The organism is Microbacterium pasadenense, from assembly GCF_047246565.1.
In the GTDB taxonomy this organism is placed as follows: Bacteria; Actinomycetota; Actinomycetes; order Actinomycetales; family Microbacteriaceae; genus Microbacterium.
In genome coordinates this window covers 462,368-477,616 of sequence record NZ_JBFOKN010000001.1, presented here as the reverse complement: position 1 = coordinate 477,616, position 15,249 = coordinate 462,368, and the positions used below count along the sequence as shown (strand labels likewise).

The following is a 15,249-nucleotide window of genomic DNA, read 5'->3' as shown; positions in this document are numbered from 1 at the left end:
CCTCCGAGTCTGCCTCATCGGCGACCGGGGACTCCGCCGCCGGCGCTCAGACGCGGTCGGGGGTGTGCAGCCGCGCGAGATACGCCCCGGCGCGCACGGGCGGGCCGTGCCGATCCGTCAGCGACACGAGCACCGTGACCGCGGTGGCGAGGGGGATCGTCCAGGCCGCCGGCTGGGCGAGGAGCGGCGCCGCCATGCCGACCCCGCCGACGGCGGCGTGGACGAGCAGCGCGAGGCCGCACGCGAGCGCGCCCGTCGCCATCCCGGCGACGGCTCCCCGCGCCGTGAGCCGCCGCCACCAGACGCCGAGCAGCAGGACGGGCGAGAGGCTGGATGCCGCGAACACGAAGACCAGACCGACCGACGCGCCGAGGCCCGCCGGCGCGGTGAGCAGCGCGAAACCGAGCGGCACCGCCGCGCAGATGACCGCCGACAGCCGGAACGACCGTACGGAGCCGCTGAACACGTCCTGGCTGACGACGCCGGCGAGCGACACGGTGAGCCCCGCCGACGTGGCGAGGAACGCCGCGAAGGCGCCCGCCACGACGAGCGCCGTCAGCAGCTCGCCGGCGAGGCCCGGGAACACCCGGGCCGGCAGCACCAGCGCGACCGTGTCCGCGACCCCGGGGACCGCGAGGTCGGGGGCGACGACGCGGGCGAGGAGGGCGATGATGCTCGAGACCGCGTAGAAGACGCTCACCATCACGATCACGAGGACGGTCGTCCGGCGGGCCGACTCCCCCGTCGGACTCGTGTAGAACCGCACCAGCACGTGCGGCAGGCCCATCGTCCCGAGCAGCAGGGCGAGCAGCAGCGAGCCCGCCGCGTAGGCGTCCAGCGCCGACGGCCCCGCCGTCGCGGGGAAGACGACGACCGGGTCGATGTCGTACGCCCCGCCGTTCACCGCGAACAGGATCAGCACGGCCGGGACGAGCAGCGCCGTGAGCTTCAGCCAGTACTGGAACGCCTGCACGTACGTGATGGCGCGCATGCCGCCGGCGGCCGCCGCGGCCGCGACGAGCACCGCGACCAGCACCGCGCCGACCCAGGGCGGGATGCCGGCGACGACCTGCAGCGTGATGCCGGCCCCGTGCAGCTGCGGCACGATGTAGAGCCACCCGATCAGGAGGCACACGGCGCTCGTCACGCGCCGGGCCCGCCGCGAATCCAGCCGCGCCTCGATGAAGTCGGGGATCGTGTACGCCCCGCTCCGCCGCAGCGGCGCCGCGACGAACAGCAGCACCAGCAGGTACCCGGCGGCGTAGCCGATGGGGAACCAGAATCCCTCGGCGCCGTTGAGCAGGACGAGGCCCGAGAGGCCGAGGAACGTCCCCGCGGAGAGGTACTCGCCGCTGATGGCGGAGGCGTTCCAGACCGGGCGGACGGTCCGGGATGCCACGAAGAAGTCGCTCGTCGTGCGCGAGATCCGCAGCCCGTACACGCCGATGAGCGCCGTCGCCGTGATGACGAACGCCACCGCGACGAGGTCGAGCAGCGCGTTCACTCGTCGTCCCGCAGCGCGCGGTAGCGGCGCTCGTTGCGGTTCGCGCCGTGCGCGTACAGGAGCGCGAACCCGGCGATCACCGGATAGAACGCGAACGCCTGCAGCAGCCAGGAGACCGGCACGCTCCACACCGTGATGGTGTCGAGCTCGGGGATGAGCACGATCACGCCGACGAGGGCGGCGACCACGATGACGAAGCCCAGCAGCGTGCCGACCGCGAGACGCAGCTGCGACCGGCGCAGCGCCCGGGCGTACGCCGCGTCGACGTCGTCGACCGGCGACCCCGGCAGGGCGATGCCCCGGGTGGGTGCGCCGGAGCGTCCGCTGCCGGCGGTGACCCTGACGCGCTCCCGCGTCACGGTGCGCCCCGCCGCGTCATGGCCTCGCGCACGGCGGGCAGCAGGCGACGACTGACGGGCAGCATCGTGTCCCCCACTGCGACGAAGGGCTCGGCGCCGCCGAGGCGGACCTCGGTGACGGATGCCACGCGCACGAGGTACGACCGGTGGATGCGGACGAAGCCGGCATCCGTCCACCGGTCCTCGAGCTCGGAGATCGGGATGCGGACGAGGTGCCCGGCGTCGGGTTCGGTGTGCAGCCGCGTGTAGTCGCCCTCGGCCCGCACCCACCGCACGTCGCTGCGGTGCACGAACCGCACCGTCGACCCGACCGTGACCGGCAGGACCTCGTCCGGGTCCGCGGGGCGCTCCAGCTCCACCACCCGGTCGACGGCGCGGCGCAGCCGGTCGGAGCGGACCGGCTTGAGCAGGTAGTCCAGGGCGCGCAGCTCGAACGCGTCGACAGCGTGGGCATCGTCGGCGGTGACGAAGACGACTGCGGGAGGCGTCGCCAGTGCGCGCATCGCTCCCGCGAGCTCGAGCCCCGAGAGCCCCGGCATGTGGATGTCGAGGAACGCCGCCTCGACGGGTCGCTCCGTGAGCAGGCGCAGCGCCTCGGCGCCCGATGACGCGGTCAGAACCGTGCCGATCCGGTCATCGGCGCGCAGCATCATCGCGAGCTCGTCGAGCGCGGGCCGCTCGTCGTCTGCCACGAGGACGTCGATCATGGCGCTCACCTCACCTCCGCGGAATCATGATGCGGCTGGGACTTGGGGATGCGCATCCGCACCAGGGTGCCGGCGCCGGTGTTGGTCTCGACGACGAGGCCGCCCTCCGGGCCGTAGAGCTGACGCAGGCGCGTGTCGACGTTGCTCAGGCCCACGTGCGCACCGTCCGCGGGCCGCGCGAGGAGGGTCCGCAGCTCGTCCGGGTCCATCCCGGCACCATCATCCTCCACCGTGATCTCGGTGTGGGTCGCGGCATCCGTCGAGACGATCCGGATCACCCCACCGCCCTCGCCGGGTTCGAGCCCGTGCCGGACGGCGTTCTCGACGAGTGGCTGCACCGACAGGAACGGGATGACGGTGGCGAGCGTCTCGGGCGAGATGCGGAGCGTCACCGACAGCCGCTCACCGAAGCGGGCGCGCTCGAGCTCGAGGTACGAATGGATGCTGCGGAGCTCCTCGGCCAGCGTGGTGAACTCGCCCTGGCGCCGGAACGAGTACCGCGTGAAGTCGGCGAACTCGAGCACGAGCTCGCGCGCCCGCGGCGGGTCCGTCGAGATGAACGAGGCGATCGCGGTGAGCGCGTTGTAGATGAAGTGCGGCGAGATCTGCGCCCGGAGCGCGCGCAGCTCGGCCTCGGCGAGCGCAGCGCGCGACGCGTCCAGCTCGCCGAGCGTCGCCTGCGCCGCGCACCAGTCGGCGACCTCCCCGGCCGCCCGCACCAGCGCGGCCCGCACCGGCGCCGCGAACGCGACGAGCACGCCGACGACCTCTCCGTCGACGCGCACCGGTGCCCCGACCGCCTCGAGGCCGTCGCCGCCGTCGGTGCGCGGGAAGACCTGTCGCTTGCCGCTCTCGCCGACCCGCGCGGCGATCCGGAGCGCCGCCGCATCCAGTCCGTCGGTCTGCCCGTCACGTGCCACCACGGTGTCCCCGACGACGAGCATGACCGCCGAGCTGCCGAGCACCGCCCGCAGGTGGCGTGCCGCCCGGGCCACGTCGGGTGTGCCCAGCCCGCCGCGCAGATACGGGGCCGCGAGGCTCGCCTGGTGCAGGGCGCGGTACGTCGCCTCCTCGGCCTCGCTGCCGAGCCCGCCAGGTCCGCGGGCGTACCGGCGGACGAGCATCAGCAGCGCCGACAGGACGATGCCGCCGACCGCGCCGAGCACTGCGGCGAGGACGACGGCATCATTCATGGCGTCGAGCCTAGATCCCGGGGACTCAGCAGCACCGGGCCCCCGGGTTGCGGTCCTGGTCGTCCATCTTCTGGCGCCAGAACTCCCGCTCGGTGAGCGGCTCCGACCCGGGGTGGGTCCGCCGCTGGTGCGCGACGTAGGTGGCGTAGGCGCTGTCGCCCATGAGGGTGGTCATGTACCAGCGGATGCCGCGGCCGGCCCGGAGCACCAGGGCGATCGCCGTGCGCAGCGGGGATCCGGCCCCGGCATCCGTCGATGTGGTCATGATCCGGGTCCTCAATGCCGCGTCGCCGCGCGTTCGTCGGCGAGGATCGGCTCCCATTCCTTCTCGAGCGCACGCTCGGCGGGCGTGCCGATGAAGCCCGCCGGCGCGAACCGGCGCGAGGCCACCGGGGCGTCCTCCGAGTTCTCGCCTCCGCCACGGCGGATGGCGCCGATCGAGACGATGACCGCCGCGATGATGACGACGATCGCGAGCACCACGAACACGATCGACAGGGTGCCCTGGACGAACGTGTTGCGGATCACGGCGTCCATGACCTGGGGCGTGCCGAGCGTCGTGTCGCCCGCCGCGAGGGCGTCTCGGTAGCGGAAGTGGTTCGCCCAGTATCCGATCGCCGGGTTCGGCGAGAAGATCTTGTAGGCGGATGCCGTGATGGTCACCACCGCCGCGAAGGCGAGCGGCGCGGCCACGATCCAGAGCCACCGGACGACGCTCGGCCCGCGCTTGGCGATGATCGCCATGACGACGGCGAGCGCGATGGCCGCGAGCAGCTGGTTCGCGATGCCGAAGAGCGGGAAGAACGTGTTGATGCCGCCGAGCGGGTCGGTGACGCCGAGGATCAGGATCGCGCCCCAGCCGGCCACCATGATCGCCGTCGTGATCCAGACGCCCGGACGCCACGAGACATCACGGAACTTCGGCACCCAGGCGCCGATGGAGTCCTGCAGCATGAACCGCGCGACACGCGTGCCGGCGTCGACGGCGGTGAGGATGAACAACGCCTCGAACATGATGGCGAAGTGGTACCAGAACGCCATCAGCGCCTGGCCGCCGAGCGCCTGCTGCATGATGTGGGCCAGTCCGAGCGCGAGAGTCGGCGCACCACCGGTGCGCGAGACGATCGTCTCCTCCCCGACCGCCTCGGCCGTGCCGGTGAGCATCTCGGGTGTGAGCGGCGCTCCGGTGAGACCCAGGCTGTTCACGAACGCGACGGCGCCTTCGACGGTGCCGCCCGTGGACGCCGCCGACGCGTTCATCGCGAAGTAGATCCCCTGATCGATCGAGATCGCGGCGACGAGCGCCATGATCGCGACGAACGACTCCATGATCATTCCGCCGTAGCCGATGAAGCGGGTCTGCCGCTCCTTCTCGACGAGCTTCGGGGTCGTGCCCGACGCGATGAGCGCGTGGAAGCCCGACAGGGCACCGCAGGCGATCGTCACGAACAGGAACGGGAACAGCGGACCCGCGAACACGGGCCCGGTGCCTTCGAGGCCGAACGTGGTGACCGCGGGGACCGTGATCTCAGGCCGCACGAGCACGATCGCCCCGGCGAGCATGACGATGACGCCGATCTTCATGAAGGTCGACAGGTAGTCGCGGGGGGCCAGCAGCAGCCACACCGGCAGGATCGCCGCGATGAAGCCGTAGATGATGATGCCCCACGCGATGACGGTGCGGTCGAGCGTGAACAGGTCCTGACCCCACGCGGTGTCGGCCACCCAGCCGCCGCCGATGATCGCCGCCATCAGCAGGACGAACCCGATGAGGGAGACCTCCGTCACCTTGCCCGGGCGCAGGAAGCGCAGGTACACGCCCATGAACAGGGCGATCGGGATCGTCATCGCGACGGAGAAGACACCCCACGGGCTCTCACCGAGGGCGTTGACGACGACGAGCGCGAGGATCGCGACGATGATGAGCATGATCAGCAGCGAGGCGATGATCGCCGCGGTGCCGCCGATCCGGCCGAGCTCCTGCCGCGCCATCTGCCCGATCGTGCGGCCACCGCGGCGCATCGAGAAGAACAGCACCGTGTAGTCCTGCACCGCGCCGGCGAGGACGACGCCGACGATGATCCAGATCGTGCCCGGCAGGTACCCCATCTGCGCGGCCAGCACGGGGCCGACCAGGGGACCGGCGCCGGCGATGGCGGCGAAGTGATGTCCGTAGAGCACTCGACGGTCGGTGGGAACGTAGTCCTTGCCGTCCTGCTTCACCTCGGCGGGAGTGGCGCGCCGGTCGTCCGGACGCAGCAGGTGCTTCTCGATGACCTTCGAGTAGAACCGGTAGCCGATCAGGTAGGTCGCGACGGCGGCGAACACGAACCAGATCGCGTTGACCGTCTCGCCGCGCACGATGGCGAGCATCGTCCAGCCGAGGCCGCCGAGCAGCGCGATGACCGCCCAGACCGCGATCTTCAGCGGGGTCCAGCGGCCGTCCTCGGCTCTCTGCTCCTCGGTGAGGGCGACGGGGGGAAGCGACGGATCCGGGGCGAGCCCGGCATCCGGGTCGAGCGTGACGTCCTTGCCACGGCGCGACGATGCAGACATGGGAACTCCTTCTGTGCGCGTCCTTGCGTGCGCTTCACGCTACGAAGACGGACGCGGCCTGCGCCGGGGCCGACGCTCCGGCTGCGCCGAGCGGCGGGGAACCTGCGACGAACGGCATCCGTTCCTGGTCCCGCAGCCGCTCCGCGTCGTAGGTTGGATGCCACGACGAGAGGGGGACGCGATGGCCGAGACCGACACCCGCGTCGCACGCAACACGGCGAGGAACCGGTACGAGATCTTCGTCGGCGAGACCGTCGCCGGATACACGCTCGCGATCCCCGACGCCGACACGGGGAGGACCGTCCTGCCGCACACCGTCATCGACCCGGCTTTCCGCGGCCGCGGGCTGAGCGGCGTCCTCATCGGCGGCGCGCTGGCGGATCTCGCCGCGTCCGGCGAGACGGTCGTCCCGGACTGCCCGAGCGTCGCGAAGTACCTGCACGAGAACGAGGTCGAGGGGCTGAGCGTGGCGGAGCGGAGAGCTCCGTGACCCGCCTCGACGCCGAGGCCACCGAGACCGTCGAGCGCCCCGTCGCCGGCGACGCACCGCGCTCGCTGCTGCTCCATGCGCGGGAGGTGCCGCTCGGCGGCGTGCGGGGGATGAAGGTGAGTCGCGCGCTGCCGCAGCGCGAGCTCCCCATGGTCGGAGCGTGGTGCTTCCTCGATCGATTCGGCCCGCAGGTGACGACGATGCGCGTCGAGCCGCATCCGCACATCGGACTGCAGACGGTGACATGGCCGTTCGCGGGGCAGACCCGTCACCGGGACGCGATCGGGTCGGACGTCGTCATCGCCCGCGGGCAGCTCAACATCATGACGAGCGGCGCGGGCATCTCGCACTCGGAGTACTCGGTCGGCGACGACCCCGTCGAGACCGACGCGCTGCAGCTGTGGGTGGCACTCCCCGAGTCCCGCCGCCACGGCGAACCGGGCTTCGAGCGCCACGTCGACCTGCCGATCGTGGATCTGGGCGGCGGCGCCGCCGCCGTCGTCCTCGTCGGGCACTTCGGCGAGGTGTCCTCTCCGGCGGTCATGCACACGCCCATCGTGGGGGCCGAGGTCTTCGTGCCCGCGGGAACTCGGGTGACCCTGCCGCTCGACCCGCGCTGGGAGCACGCGATCGTGGGCGTCGACGGTGCGCCGCTCGTCGTGAGCGATCCCGCTCCCGTCGCCGTCCCCGCGAACGATCTCCTCTACCTCGGCGTCGGGCGCGAGGGCGTGGAGATCGCAGCCGACACGGATGCGACGGTGTTCCTCCTCGGCGGCGAGCCGTTCGAGGACGACATCGTCATGTGGTGGAACTTCGTCGGCCGCAGTCACGACGAGATCGTCGCCGCCCGCGAGGACTGGGAGGCGGGCAGCCCGCGCTTCGGGCACGTGGTGGCCCACGGCGACGAGCGGATCCCCGCCCCGCCGATGCCGACCGTCCGGCTGACGAGGCGGCGCCGCCGGCCCTGACATCGCCGCACGGCCGACGGCCGCCCCGTCGCTTTTTGCACGGCCGTGGCCGTCCGCCCGCGAGCGTCCGCCGATACGCTGGCAGAGTGCCCCGACACGGACCCCTCTCCACGCGCGTGCTTCTCGTCTGCGCGGCGCTCGGGGTCGCCACGGGCATCGTCGGGGGCATCGCAGGCCTCCTGACCCCGGTCGTCCTCATCGTGGCGCCGTTCGCGTACGGGCTCGTCCTCGGCTCGCACGTCCTGCCCGGCATCATCGCGCAGCAGGTGTTCCGGCTGCCGCTGGTCGCGCTCACGACGCACCTCCTCGCGGCTCTCGTCGCGAGCGCGTTCAATCCGGCGTGGATGGTCCGCTTCGTCGGCACCGCGCTCCTGTTCGGGGCGATCCAGGAGGGCGTCGCCGCCCTCACCCGGTATCGGACCTGGGGCGCGTGGCGGTTCTTCGTCTCCGCCGTCGTCATCGGCGGCGCCGTCGCCGTGGTCGTCTTCCTCGCCGCCGACCTCGGCAAGCTCGCGCTGTGGGCGCAGATCGTCTACATCGCGATCTCCTTCCTCGGACCGGTCGCGTGGACGGCCGTCGGGCTGGGCGTCGGGGCGAGCCTGCGGCGCGCCGGAGTCGCCCGCCGCGCGCCCGATCCCGTTCCGCGCGCTGCCGCCGGCCGGTGACGTCACCGCCGCTCCTGCAGCTGCGCGACGTCGGGATCACCCACGACGGCGCGGATGCGGCGGTGCCGGCATCCGCCACCTTCGACGTCGCCGCGGGCGAGGTCGTGCTGCTGCTCGGGCCGAGCGGCTCGGGCAAGTCGACGCTCGCGCTGGCCGTGAACGGGCTGATCCCGCAGTCGATCGCCGCCACCGTCACGGGGTCGGTCGCCGTGGCCGGGCAGGATGCCGCCACCACGCCGGTCGCGACGCTCGCGCGGTCGGTCGGGATGGTGTTCCAGGATCCGGACGCCCAGCTCATCACCGGGACGGTGTTCGACGACGTGGCCTTCGGACCCGAGAACCTGCGGCTGCCGGTGCACGAGGTCCTGGCCCGCACCGAGCGCGCCCTGCGGCAGGTCGGGCTGTGGGAGCGGCGGGCCGAGAACCCCGACCGGCTCTCCGGTGGCGGAAAGCAGCGGCTCGCGATCGCCGCCGCACTCGCGATGGGGTCCGACCTCCTCGTCCTCGACGAACCCACCGCGAACCTCGATCCGGCGGGGATCGAGGACGTCTACGACGCGTTGCGCGCCGTGGCCGCCGACGGCCGGTCGATCCTGCTCGTCGAGCACAACCTCGACGCGGCGGTGGAGCTGACCGATCGCGTGGTCGTCCTCGACGCCGCCGGTCGCACGGTCGTCGTGGGCGGAGTCGACGAGGTCCTGCGCGGGCACGCCGAGCGGCTGCACGCGATGGGGGTCTGGCTGCCGGTGTCGACCGTCGCCGCCCTGGCGCTGCGCCGGGCCGGGTGGTCGATGGAACGGATGCCGCTCACTCCCGCCGAGCTGACCGCCGCGCTGGACGCCGCGGCGGCTCCGGCCCCTCCGGACCCGACTCCGGCTCCGGCTGCAGCGGGGGCCCCGAGCGGCCCGGCGGACGGGGGGTCGACCACGTCGCGGCCGCGGCGCCCCCAGGGTAAGGCCGCCGCGCCGGCGATCGAAGTGCGCGGGCTCACGCTGCGGCGGGGACGCGACGAAGTGCTCCACGGCATCGACCTCGACATCGCCGCCGGGGAGTTCACCGCCGTCGTCGGGGCGAACGGCGCCGGCAAGACGAGCCTCGTCCAGGCGATCGCCGGCGTCCTCCCGCCCCCGCGCGGAACCGTGCGCGTCGCCGGAGCGGACCCGGCGCGCACGCGGCTGCGCGACCTGTCCAGCCGCATCGGATTCGTGTTCCAGAACCCCGAGCACCAGTTCATCGCACACACGGTCTACGACGAGCTGGCGCACGGCCTGCGGCTGCAGCGTCTGCCCGAGGACGACGTGCGCGCGCGCACGATGGACATGCTCGCGCGGTTCGGTCTCGAGCAGAAGGCCGACGTCCACCCGTTCCTGCTGTCCGGCGGGCAGAAGCGTCGTCTCTCGGTCGGGACCGCCCTCGTCGGCGGAGCGCCGATCCTCGCGCTCGACGAGCCCACGTTCGGGCAGGACCGCGCCCGGGCGGAGGAGCTGCTCGCCCTGCTGCAGGATCTCAACGACTCCGGGACCACGATCGTCGTCGTCACCCACGACATGCAGCTGGTCGCCGAGCATGCCACGCGTGCCGTCGTGCTGGGCGGGGGCCGCGTCCTGGCCGACGCGCCGCCGGCGGAGGTGTTCGCCGACGACCGGCTGCTCCGGCGCGCGGGACTGCGGCCACCGCCGCTGGTGACGGCGCTGCGCGAAGTCACGCGGCATCCGTCCCTCGTCGGCCTCACGAGGGTCGCGGACCTCGACGGGCGGCGCGGATGACCGCCCCCGTCGATCCGTACGCCGATGCCCGGCCGTCCCGCGGCTTCCTCGACGGCCTCAGTCCGCTCGCCAAGCTCGCCGGGCCGCTGCCGGCCATGCTGCTGCTGGTCTTCGTCCGCGATGTCGCGACGCCGCTCGCCTTCCTCGTCCTGTCCTACCTGCTCGTGCTGGCCGGTTCTCGGGTGACCGGGCGGGTCGCGCTGCTGATGTTCGTCGGGATGCCGGTGGGCGCGGCCGTCATCGGGATCGCGCTGTCGCTGTGGGCGGACCCCGCATCGGTCGGAGCCTCGACGCCACTGCTCTCGATCGGTCGCTGGACGCTCTCCGTCGAGGCGCTGGAAAGCGGCATGGCGACGGGAGCACGGCTCGTCGCGATCCTGGCGCTCGCACTGATCGCCGGCGTGACGACGACGGGGGCCGACCTCGTCCGGGCGCTCGTGCAGCAGCTGCGCCTGCCGTACCGGATCGGCTACACGGCGCTCGCGGCCTTCCGCTTCGTGCCGCGCTTCGGATACGAGCTCGAGATCATCCGGCAGGCCCACCGCGTCCGCGGCGCGGCGATCGGTCGCGGGCCCGTCGCCGCGGCCGCGCGATGGTGGGGTTACATCGTGCCGCTGCTCGCCGGCGCGATCCGGCACGCCGAGCGCGTGGCGCTGGCGATGGACGCGCGCGCATTCGGTGCGCACGACACCCGGACCGAGCGCCATCTCCTCCCCTGGCGCCGGCGCGACACGCTCTTCACGCTGGCCATGTGGGTCCTCTCCGCCGGGATCTCGGCGGTGCTATGGTGAGGCCACTTCCCGCACCGCTGCGGCGCTGACGCGTCCGCGCACCACCCGACCCGCGGGGTTCAGAATCGCCTTTCCCGCAGGAGGACGCCGTGGCGACGACACCCATTCACCTGACCCGTCCGGACGGCAAGGGGCTGGCCACCGGCACGCTCGGCCTGTGGGGCTCGACCGTGATCGGGCTGGCCTCGACGGCACCGGTCTACTCGCTCGTCGCGACACTCGGATACGTCGTGCTCGCCGTCGGGGGGCAGGCGCCCATCGCCTTCATCGTCGCGTTCATCCCGATGCTGCTCATCGCCTTCGCCTACCGCGAGCTGAACAACGACGTCCCGGACTGCGGCACCACCTTCACGTGGGCGACGAAGGCATTCGGTCCATGGGTGGGCTGGATGGGCGGCTGGGGCGTCGCCGTCGCCGGCATGGTGGTCCTGGCCAACCTCGCCCAGATCGGCTCGGTGTACTTCTGGGCGCTCCTCGGCCAGGAGTTCGACGCCCCGAACGACTGGCGCATCGTCCTCGTCGCGGTCCTGTTCATCGCGGCGATGACCTGGGTGTCGTGGCGCGGTGTCGAGATCGGCGAGCGGCTGCAGAACATCCTCCTCGCCCTCCAGTACCTCGCGCTGGCCGTGTTCGTGATCGCCGCCCTCGCGCAGTTCTTCACGGGCACCGCGCCCAACCCGACGCCCTTCGACTGGGAGTGGATGAACCCGTTCGCGTTCGCGGAGTGGGGCGGATTCGTCGAGGCGATCCTGCTCGCGCTGTTCATCTACTGGGGCTGGGACACGTGCCTCGCCCTCAACGAGGAGACCAGGGACCCCAAGCGCATCCCGGGTCTTGCCGCGCTGCTGACCTGCGTCCTCCTGCTGGTCACCTACGTCACCGTCACGATCGCCGCCATGATGTACGCCGGCATCGGCGAGAGCGGAGTGGGGCTCGGGAACGCGGACAACGCCGACGACTTCTTCCTCGCCATCCGTGACGGCCTGCTCGGCCCCTGGGGGTGGCTGCTCGTGGTCGCCGTCCTGATCTCGGCCGTCTCGTCGACGCAGACGACGATCCTCCCGACCGCGCGGGGGACGCTCGCGATGGGGGTGTACCGCGCGCTTCCGGCGAAGTTCAAGGACGTGCACCCGCAGTACAAGACGCCGTCGTTCTCGACCCTCGTGATGGGCGTCGTCGCGACCGTCTACTACGTCGTGATGACCTCGATCAGCGATGCGATCCTGCAGGACACGATCCTCTCGCTCGGGCTCGCGATCGCCTTCTACTACGCCATCACGGGCTACGCGTGCGTCTGGTACTTCCGGAAGGACCTGTTCACCTCGGGACGCAACCTCGTGTACCGGGGCCTGTTCCCGCTGGTCGGCGCGCTCATGCTGACGTATGCGTTCATCCAGTCGGCCGTCGACATGCTCGATCCCGACTACGGCTACTCCGGCACCCTGCTCGGTGTCGGGTCCACCTTCGTCGTCGGCATCGGCGCTCTCGGCCTCGGCGTCGTGCTGATGGCGGCCTGGTTCTTCTTCCCCCGCGCGAAGCGGTTCTTCCGCGGCGAGAGCCTCAACCGCGAGACGCCGATCATGGTCCCCGACGAGCCGGGCTCCCTGCCGCGCTCCGTCGACGGCGGCCTCTGATCCGACGGCGCCGGCCGGCTGACGCGGCCATCCGTACCCGCCCGAGCGCGCCGGTTGCTGTCGAACGCGCCGGCTGGTGCGGGTGCGCAGGCAGCGCTCTCGGCACAGAGCGGCGCTCTCGGGCAGCGCGCGCCCGGGTGAGGTTGGGAGGTGCGGGCGAGAGGGTGCGGGGGGCACTCGCCGAGCCCGCTGCGGGCGGCGGGATGCGTCGGCATCCCGCCGCTCCGTCAGCGCTTGCCGGCGATCTGGCGCGACACGATGTCGCGCATGATCTCATTGGTGCCTCCGTAGATGCGGTGCACCCGCGCATCGACGAAGGCGCGCGCGATCGGGTACTCCATGATGTAGCCGTAGCCGCCGTGGAGCTGCACGCAGGTGTCGAGCACCTCCCATTCGCGCTCGGTGGTCCAGAACTTGACCTTCGCCGCCTCTTCGGGGCTGAGCTTGCCCTCGCCGTACAGCGCGATGGCGCGGTCGATGTACGCCCACATGACGTCGACGGTCGTGACGACGTCGGCGAGCTTGAAGCGGGTGTTCTGGAAGTCGATGACCCGCTCCCCGAACGCCTCGCGGTCCTTCGTGTACGCGATCGTCCACTCGGCTCCCGCCTGGGCCGCCGCCGCCGCCGCGACGCCGATCGACAGGCGCTCGAGCGGGAGGTTCATCATCAGCTGGATGAAACCGCGACCCTCGACGCCGCCGATGAGGTTCGCGTCGGGCACGAAGACGTCGGTGAAGCTCAGCTCCGCCGTGTCATGCCCCTGGAAGCCCATTTTGTGGAGCTTTTTGCCGTGGTCGAAGCCCGCCATGCCGTTCTCGATCAGCACGAGCGAGAACGCATCGGGACGGTTGCCCTCGCCGGTCTTCACGAAGGTGACGACGAGGTCGGCCGTGGCACCCGACGAGATGAAGGTCTTCGCGCCGTTGACGATGTAGCCCCCGTCGACCTTCTTCGCGGTGGTCGTGATGCCGCGGAGGTCGGAGCCGGCCCCGGGCTCGGTCATCGCGAGCGCGCCGATGACCTCACCGGTCGCCATGCGGGGAAGCCAGGTCGCCTTCTGCTCCTGCGTCCCCATGTGCACGAGGTACGGCACGGCGAGGTCGTCCTGGATGCCGAACGCCCCGGCGAGCGAGCCGACCCCGGCACGGATGACCTCTTCGTTGACGATCGCCCGGAACCGGTAGTCCCGGAGCATCCCGGCGCCGCCGAACTCCTCGGGCACCGACAGTCCGATGAGCCCGGACTCCCCCGCGGCGATCATCGTCTCGCGGTCGATCTCACCGGCCGCATCCCACTGCTCGCGCTTCTCGTTCGTGACGTAGCGCTTGAGGAACTCCTTGACGACGTCGCGGAACGCCTCGTGGTCTTCGTCGTAGATGTCGCGCTCCATGCGCAGACCCCTTTCGTGTCGGCGCGACGCTGCGCTCGTGGGCAGCGTCGCCGCTCCCACTGTACGCAGACCCGCGGCGCGCGCCCATCTCTTTGTGGGATCGGATGCCAGACGGGTCGCGACTCAGTGCCGCGCTTGGAGGGAGCCGGGGAGTCAGCCGTAATCGGGCGCGGGATCGAGGCCGAAGAACTCCTCGAGGGTGTGGAAACCGCCCTCGGCGTACGCCCTCGCGAGCTCGTCGCCGACGTAGCGCAGGTGCCACGGCTCCGCGGTGTAGCCGGTCGTCGGCGTGTGGCCCTCCTCGTAGCGGACCACGAATCCGTACCGCCACGCGTTCGCCACGATCCATTCGGACTGCGGCGTCCCGCCGAACCCGTCGTGGTCTCCGCAGCCCGATCCGCCGCACGCGACGACGTCGACGGCGAGCCCGGTCTGGTGCTCGCTGTGGCCCGGCCTCGCGCTGCGCAGATCCGCCTCGGCCGCGCCCCGGTCGGCGACGTGGCGCGCGTAGGTCTCGACCTGGAAGTCGTAGGGCCGGAAGCCGCTGTCCACGGCGATCGCGCCGGCGCCGGCATCCGTCATCGCGGTCGAGAGGTCGTCCAGAGCGGATGCCGTCCGCTCCAGGAGCCAGCCGCCGGCGATGATCCGCGTGGACTGCGGCCTGCCCTGCGGTGTCGGCCAGTAGTCCCGCGGCTCGAGCGCGTTCCGCTTGTTCACGACGACCCACAGGCGGCCGGCGTCATGCAGGTCGACGCAGGGGGCGTCACCCGCCGCCACGGCGGCGCGGAACTCGGCGCCGCCGCCGAACGCCTCGATGACGGCGTCGTCCGAGTCGCCGTCCAGAGCGGACTGGACCTCGGCGTCGTCGCACGGTGCCGCCGGCTGCACCGGGGCTTCAGGGGTGGCGGACGGCTCGGAGGTGGCCGGCGGGGTGGGAGTGCCGACCGGGGTCGCGGCCCGCTCGTCCGGTTCCGCCGAGGCCACGTCCGTCGATGACAGGACGCTCGACACCAGCTGGGACGCGCCGACGATCAGGGCGACGGCGACGACCAGGAGGACGAGTGCGCGCCGGCGCCGACGTGCCCGGCGGACCGCGCGGCGCCGGGCGGAGGTGCGCGGTTCGGTCATGACCCCATTCTCCCTGCCGCGGAGTCCGAGTCCCGCGCAGGGCGCGTTCGATTGCGCAGCCTCCGTCGTTGACATTCATTCGTCGCTATGTTCGACT

General features: G+C 72.0%; 14 protein-coding genes and 1 pseudogene. 7 read left to right on the top strand and 8 right to left on the bottom strand.

The window, feature by feature from the left end; genetic code table 11:
- Nucleotides 1-46: 46 nt before the first annotated feature.
- The 3 genes from AB3M83_RS02315 to AB3M83_RS02305 are packed head-to-tail and all read right to left on the bottom strand — an operon-like array spanning nt 47 to nt 2,555.
- A complete protein-coding gene (locus AB3M83_RS02315; RefSeq protein WP_412944791.1) occupies nt 47-1,504 on the bottom strand; it encodes a sodium/solute symporter in 1,458 nt (485 codons plus the stop codon).
- Entirely contained in the window at nt 1,501-1,863 is a 363-nt protein-coding gene (locus tag AB3M83_RS02310; protein WP_412944790.1) for a heavy metal transporter, read from the bottom strand. The genes AB3M83_RS02315 and AB3M83_RS02310 overlap by 4 nt, the downstream gene beginning before the upstream one ends.
- Entirely contained in the window at nt 1,860-2,555 is a 696-nt protein-coding gene (locus AB3M83_RS02305) for a LytR/AlgR family response regulator transcription factor (protein WP_412945958.1), read from the bottom strand. The genes AB3M83_RS02310 and AB3M83_RS02305 overlap by 4 nt, the downstream gene beginning before the upstream one ends.
- Between AB3M83_RS02305 and AB3M83_RS02300 the strand changes: the two are divergent.
- Nucleotides 2,532-2,600, top strand: a pseudogene (locus tag AB3M83_RS02300) (hypothetical protein); the annotation flags it as partial. The gene AB3M83_RS02305 and the pseudogene AB3M83_RS02300 sit on opposite strands and share 24 nt — an antisense overlap.
- Here the strand turns inward: AB3M83_RS02300 and AB3M83_RS02295 are convergent.
- The 3 genes from AB3M83_RS02295 to AB3M83_RS02285 are packed head-to-tail and all read right to left on the bottom strand — an operon-like array spanning nt 2,576 to nt 6,319.
- A complete protein-coding gene (locus tag AB3M83_RS02295) occupies nt 2,576-3,763 on the bottom strand; it encodes a sensor histidine kinase (protein ID WP_412944789.1) in 1,188 nt (395 codons plus the stop codon). The pseudogene AB3M83_RS02300 and the gene AB3M83_RS02295 overlap by 25 nt on opposite strands.
- Before the next feature lie 25 nt (nt 3,764-3,788).
- Nucleotides 3,789-4,028: a YbdD/YjiX family protein gene (locus AB3M83_RS02290; RefSeq protein ID WP_412944788.1), complete on the bottom strand. Its 240-nt coding sequence runs from the start codon at nt 4,026-4,028 to the stop codon at nt 3,789-3,791.
- A gap of 11 nt (nt 4,029-4,039) precedes the next feature.
- Nucleotides 4,040-6,319, bottom strand: a complete 2,280-nt coding sequence (locus AB3M83_RS02285) for a carbon starvation CstA family protein (RefSeq protein WP_412944787.1) — start codon at nt 6,317-6,319, stop codon at nt 4,040-4,042.
- A gap of 181 nt (nt 6,320-6,500) precedes the next feature.
- Between AB3M83_RS02285 and AB3M83_RS02280 the strand changes: the two genes are divergently transcribed.
- The 6 genes from AB3M83_RS02280 to AB3M83_RS02255 all read left to right on the top strand — a co-directional run bounded on the left by AB3M83_RS02280 (nt 6,501) and on the right by AB3M83_RS02255 (nt 12,633).
- Nucleotides 6,501-6,809 carry a GNAT family N-acetyltransferase gene (locus tag AB3M83_RS02280; RefSeq protein WP_412944786.1) on the top strand — a complete coding sequence of 103 codons (309 nt, stop codon included), beginning with the start codon at nt 6,501-6,503 and terminating at the stop codon, nt 6,807-6,809.
- Entirely contained in the window at nt 6,806-7,777 is a 972-nt protein-coding gene (locus tag AB3M83_RS02275) for a pirin family protein (RefSeq protein WP_412944785.1), read from the top strand. The genes AB3M83_RS02280 and AB3M83_RS02275 overlap by 4 nt, the downstream gene beginning before the upstream one ends.
- An 86-nt stretch (nt 7,778-7,863) precedes the next feature.
- The gene (locus AB3M83_RS02270) at nt 7,864-8,442 is read left to right on the top strand and encodes an ECF transporter S component (protein ID WP_412944784.1); all 579 of its coding nucleotides are present in this window, start codon (nt 7,864-7,866) and stop codon (nt 8,440-8,442) included.
- Complete coding sequence (locus tag AB3M83_RS02265) at nt 8,439-10,208, top strand: ABC transporter ATP-binding protein (RefSeq protein WP_412944783.1); 1,770 nt, start codon at nt 8,439-8,441, stop codon at nt 10,206-10,208. Before AB3M83_RS02270 ends, AB3M83_RS02265 begins: the two co-directional genes overlap by 4 nt.
- Nucleotides 10,205-10,999 (top strand): energy-coupling factor transporter transmembrane component T family protein, encoded by a 795-nt coding sequence (locus AB3M83_RS02260; RefSeq protein ID WP_412944782.1) that lies wholly within the window; start codon nt 10,205-10,207, stop codon nt 10,997-10,999. The genes AB3M83_RS02265 and AB3M83_RS02260 overlap by 4 nt, the downstream gene beginning before the upstream one ends.
- Before the next feature lie 89 nt (nt 11,000-11,088).
- A complete protein-coding gene (locus AB3M83_RS02255; RefSeq protein WP_412944780.1) occupies nt 11,089-12,633 on the top strand; it encodes an APC family permease in 1,545 nt (514 codons plus the stop codon).
- Between the two features lie 227 nt (nt 12,634-12,860).
- On the opposite strand, the gene AB3M83_RS02250 is transcribed toward AB3M83_RS02255, so the two are convergent.
- Complete coding sequence (locus AB3M83_RS02250) at nt 12,861-14,024, bottom strand: acyl-CoA dehydrogenase family protein (RefSeq protein ID WP_412944779.1); 1,164 nt, start codon at nt 14,022-14,024, stop codon at nt 12,861-12,863.
- 153 nt (nt 14,025-14,177) lie between these two features.
- Entirely contained in the window at nt 14,178-15,152 is a 975-nt protein-coding gene (locus AB3M83_RS02245; RefSeq protein WP_412944778.1) for a M15 family metallopeptidase, read from the bottom strand.
- Nucleotides 15,153-15,249 lie beyond the last annotated feature (97 nt).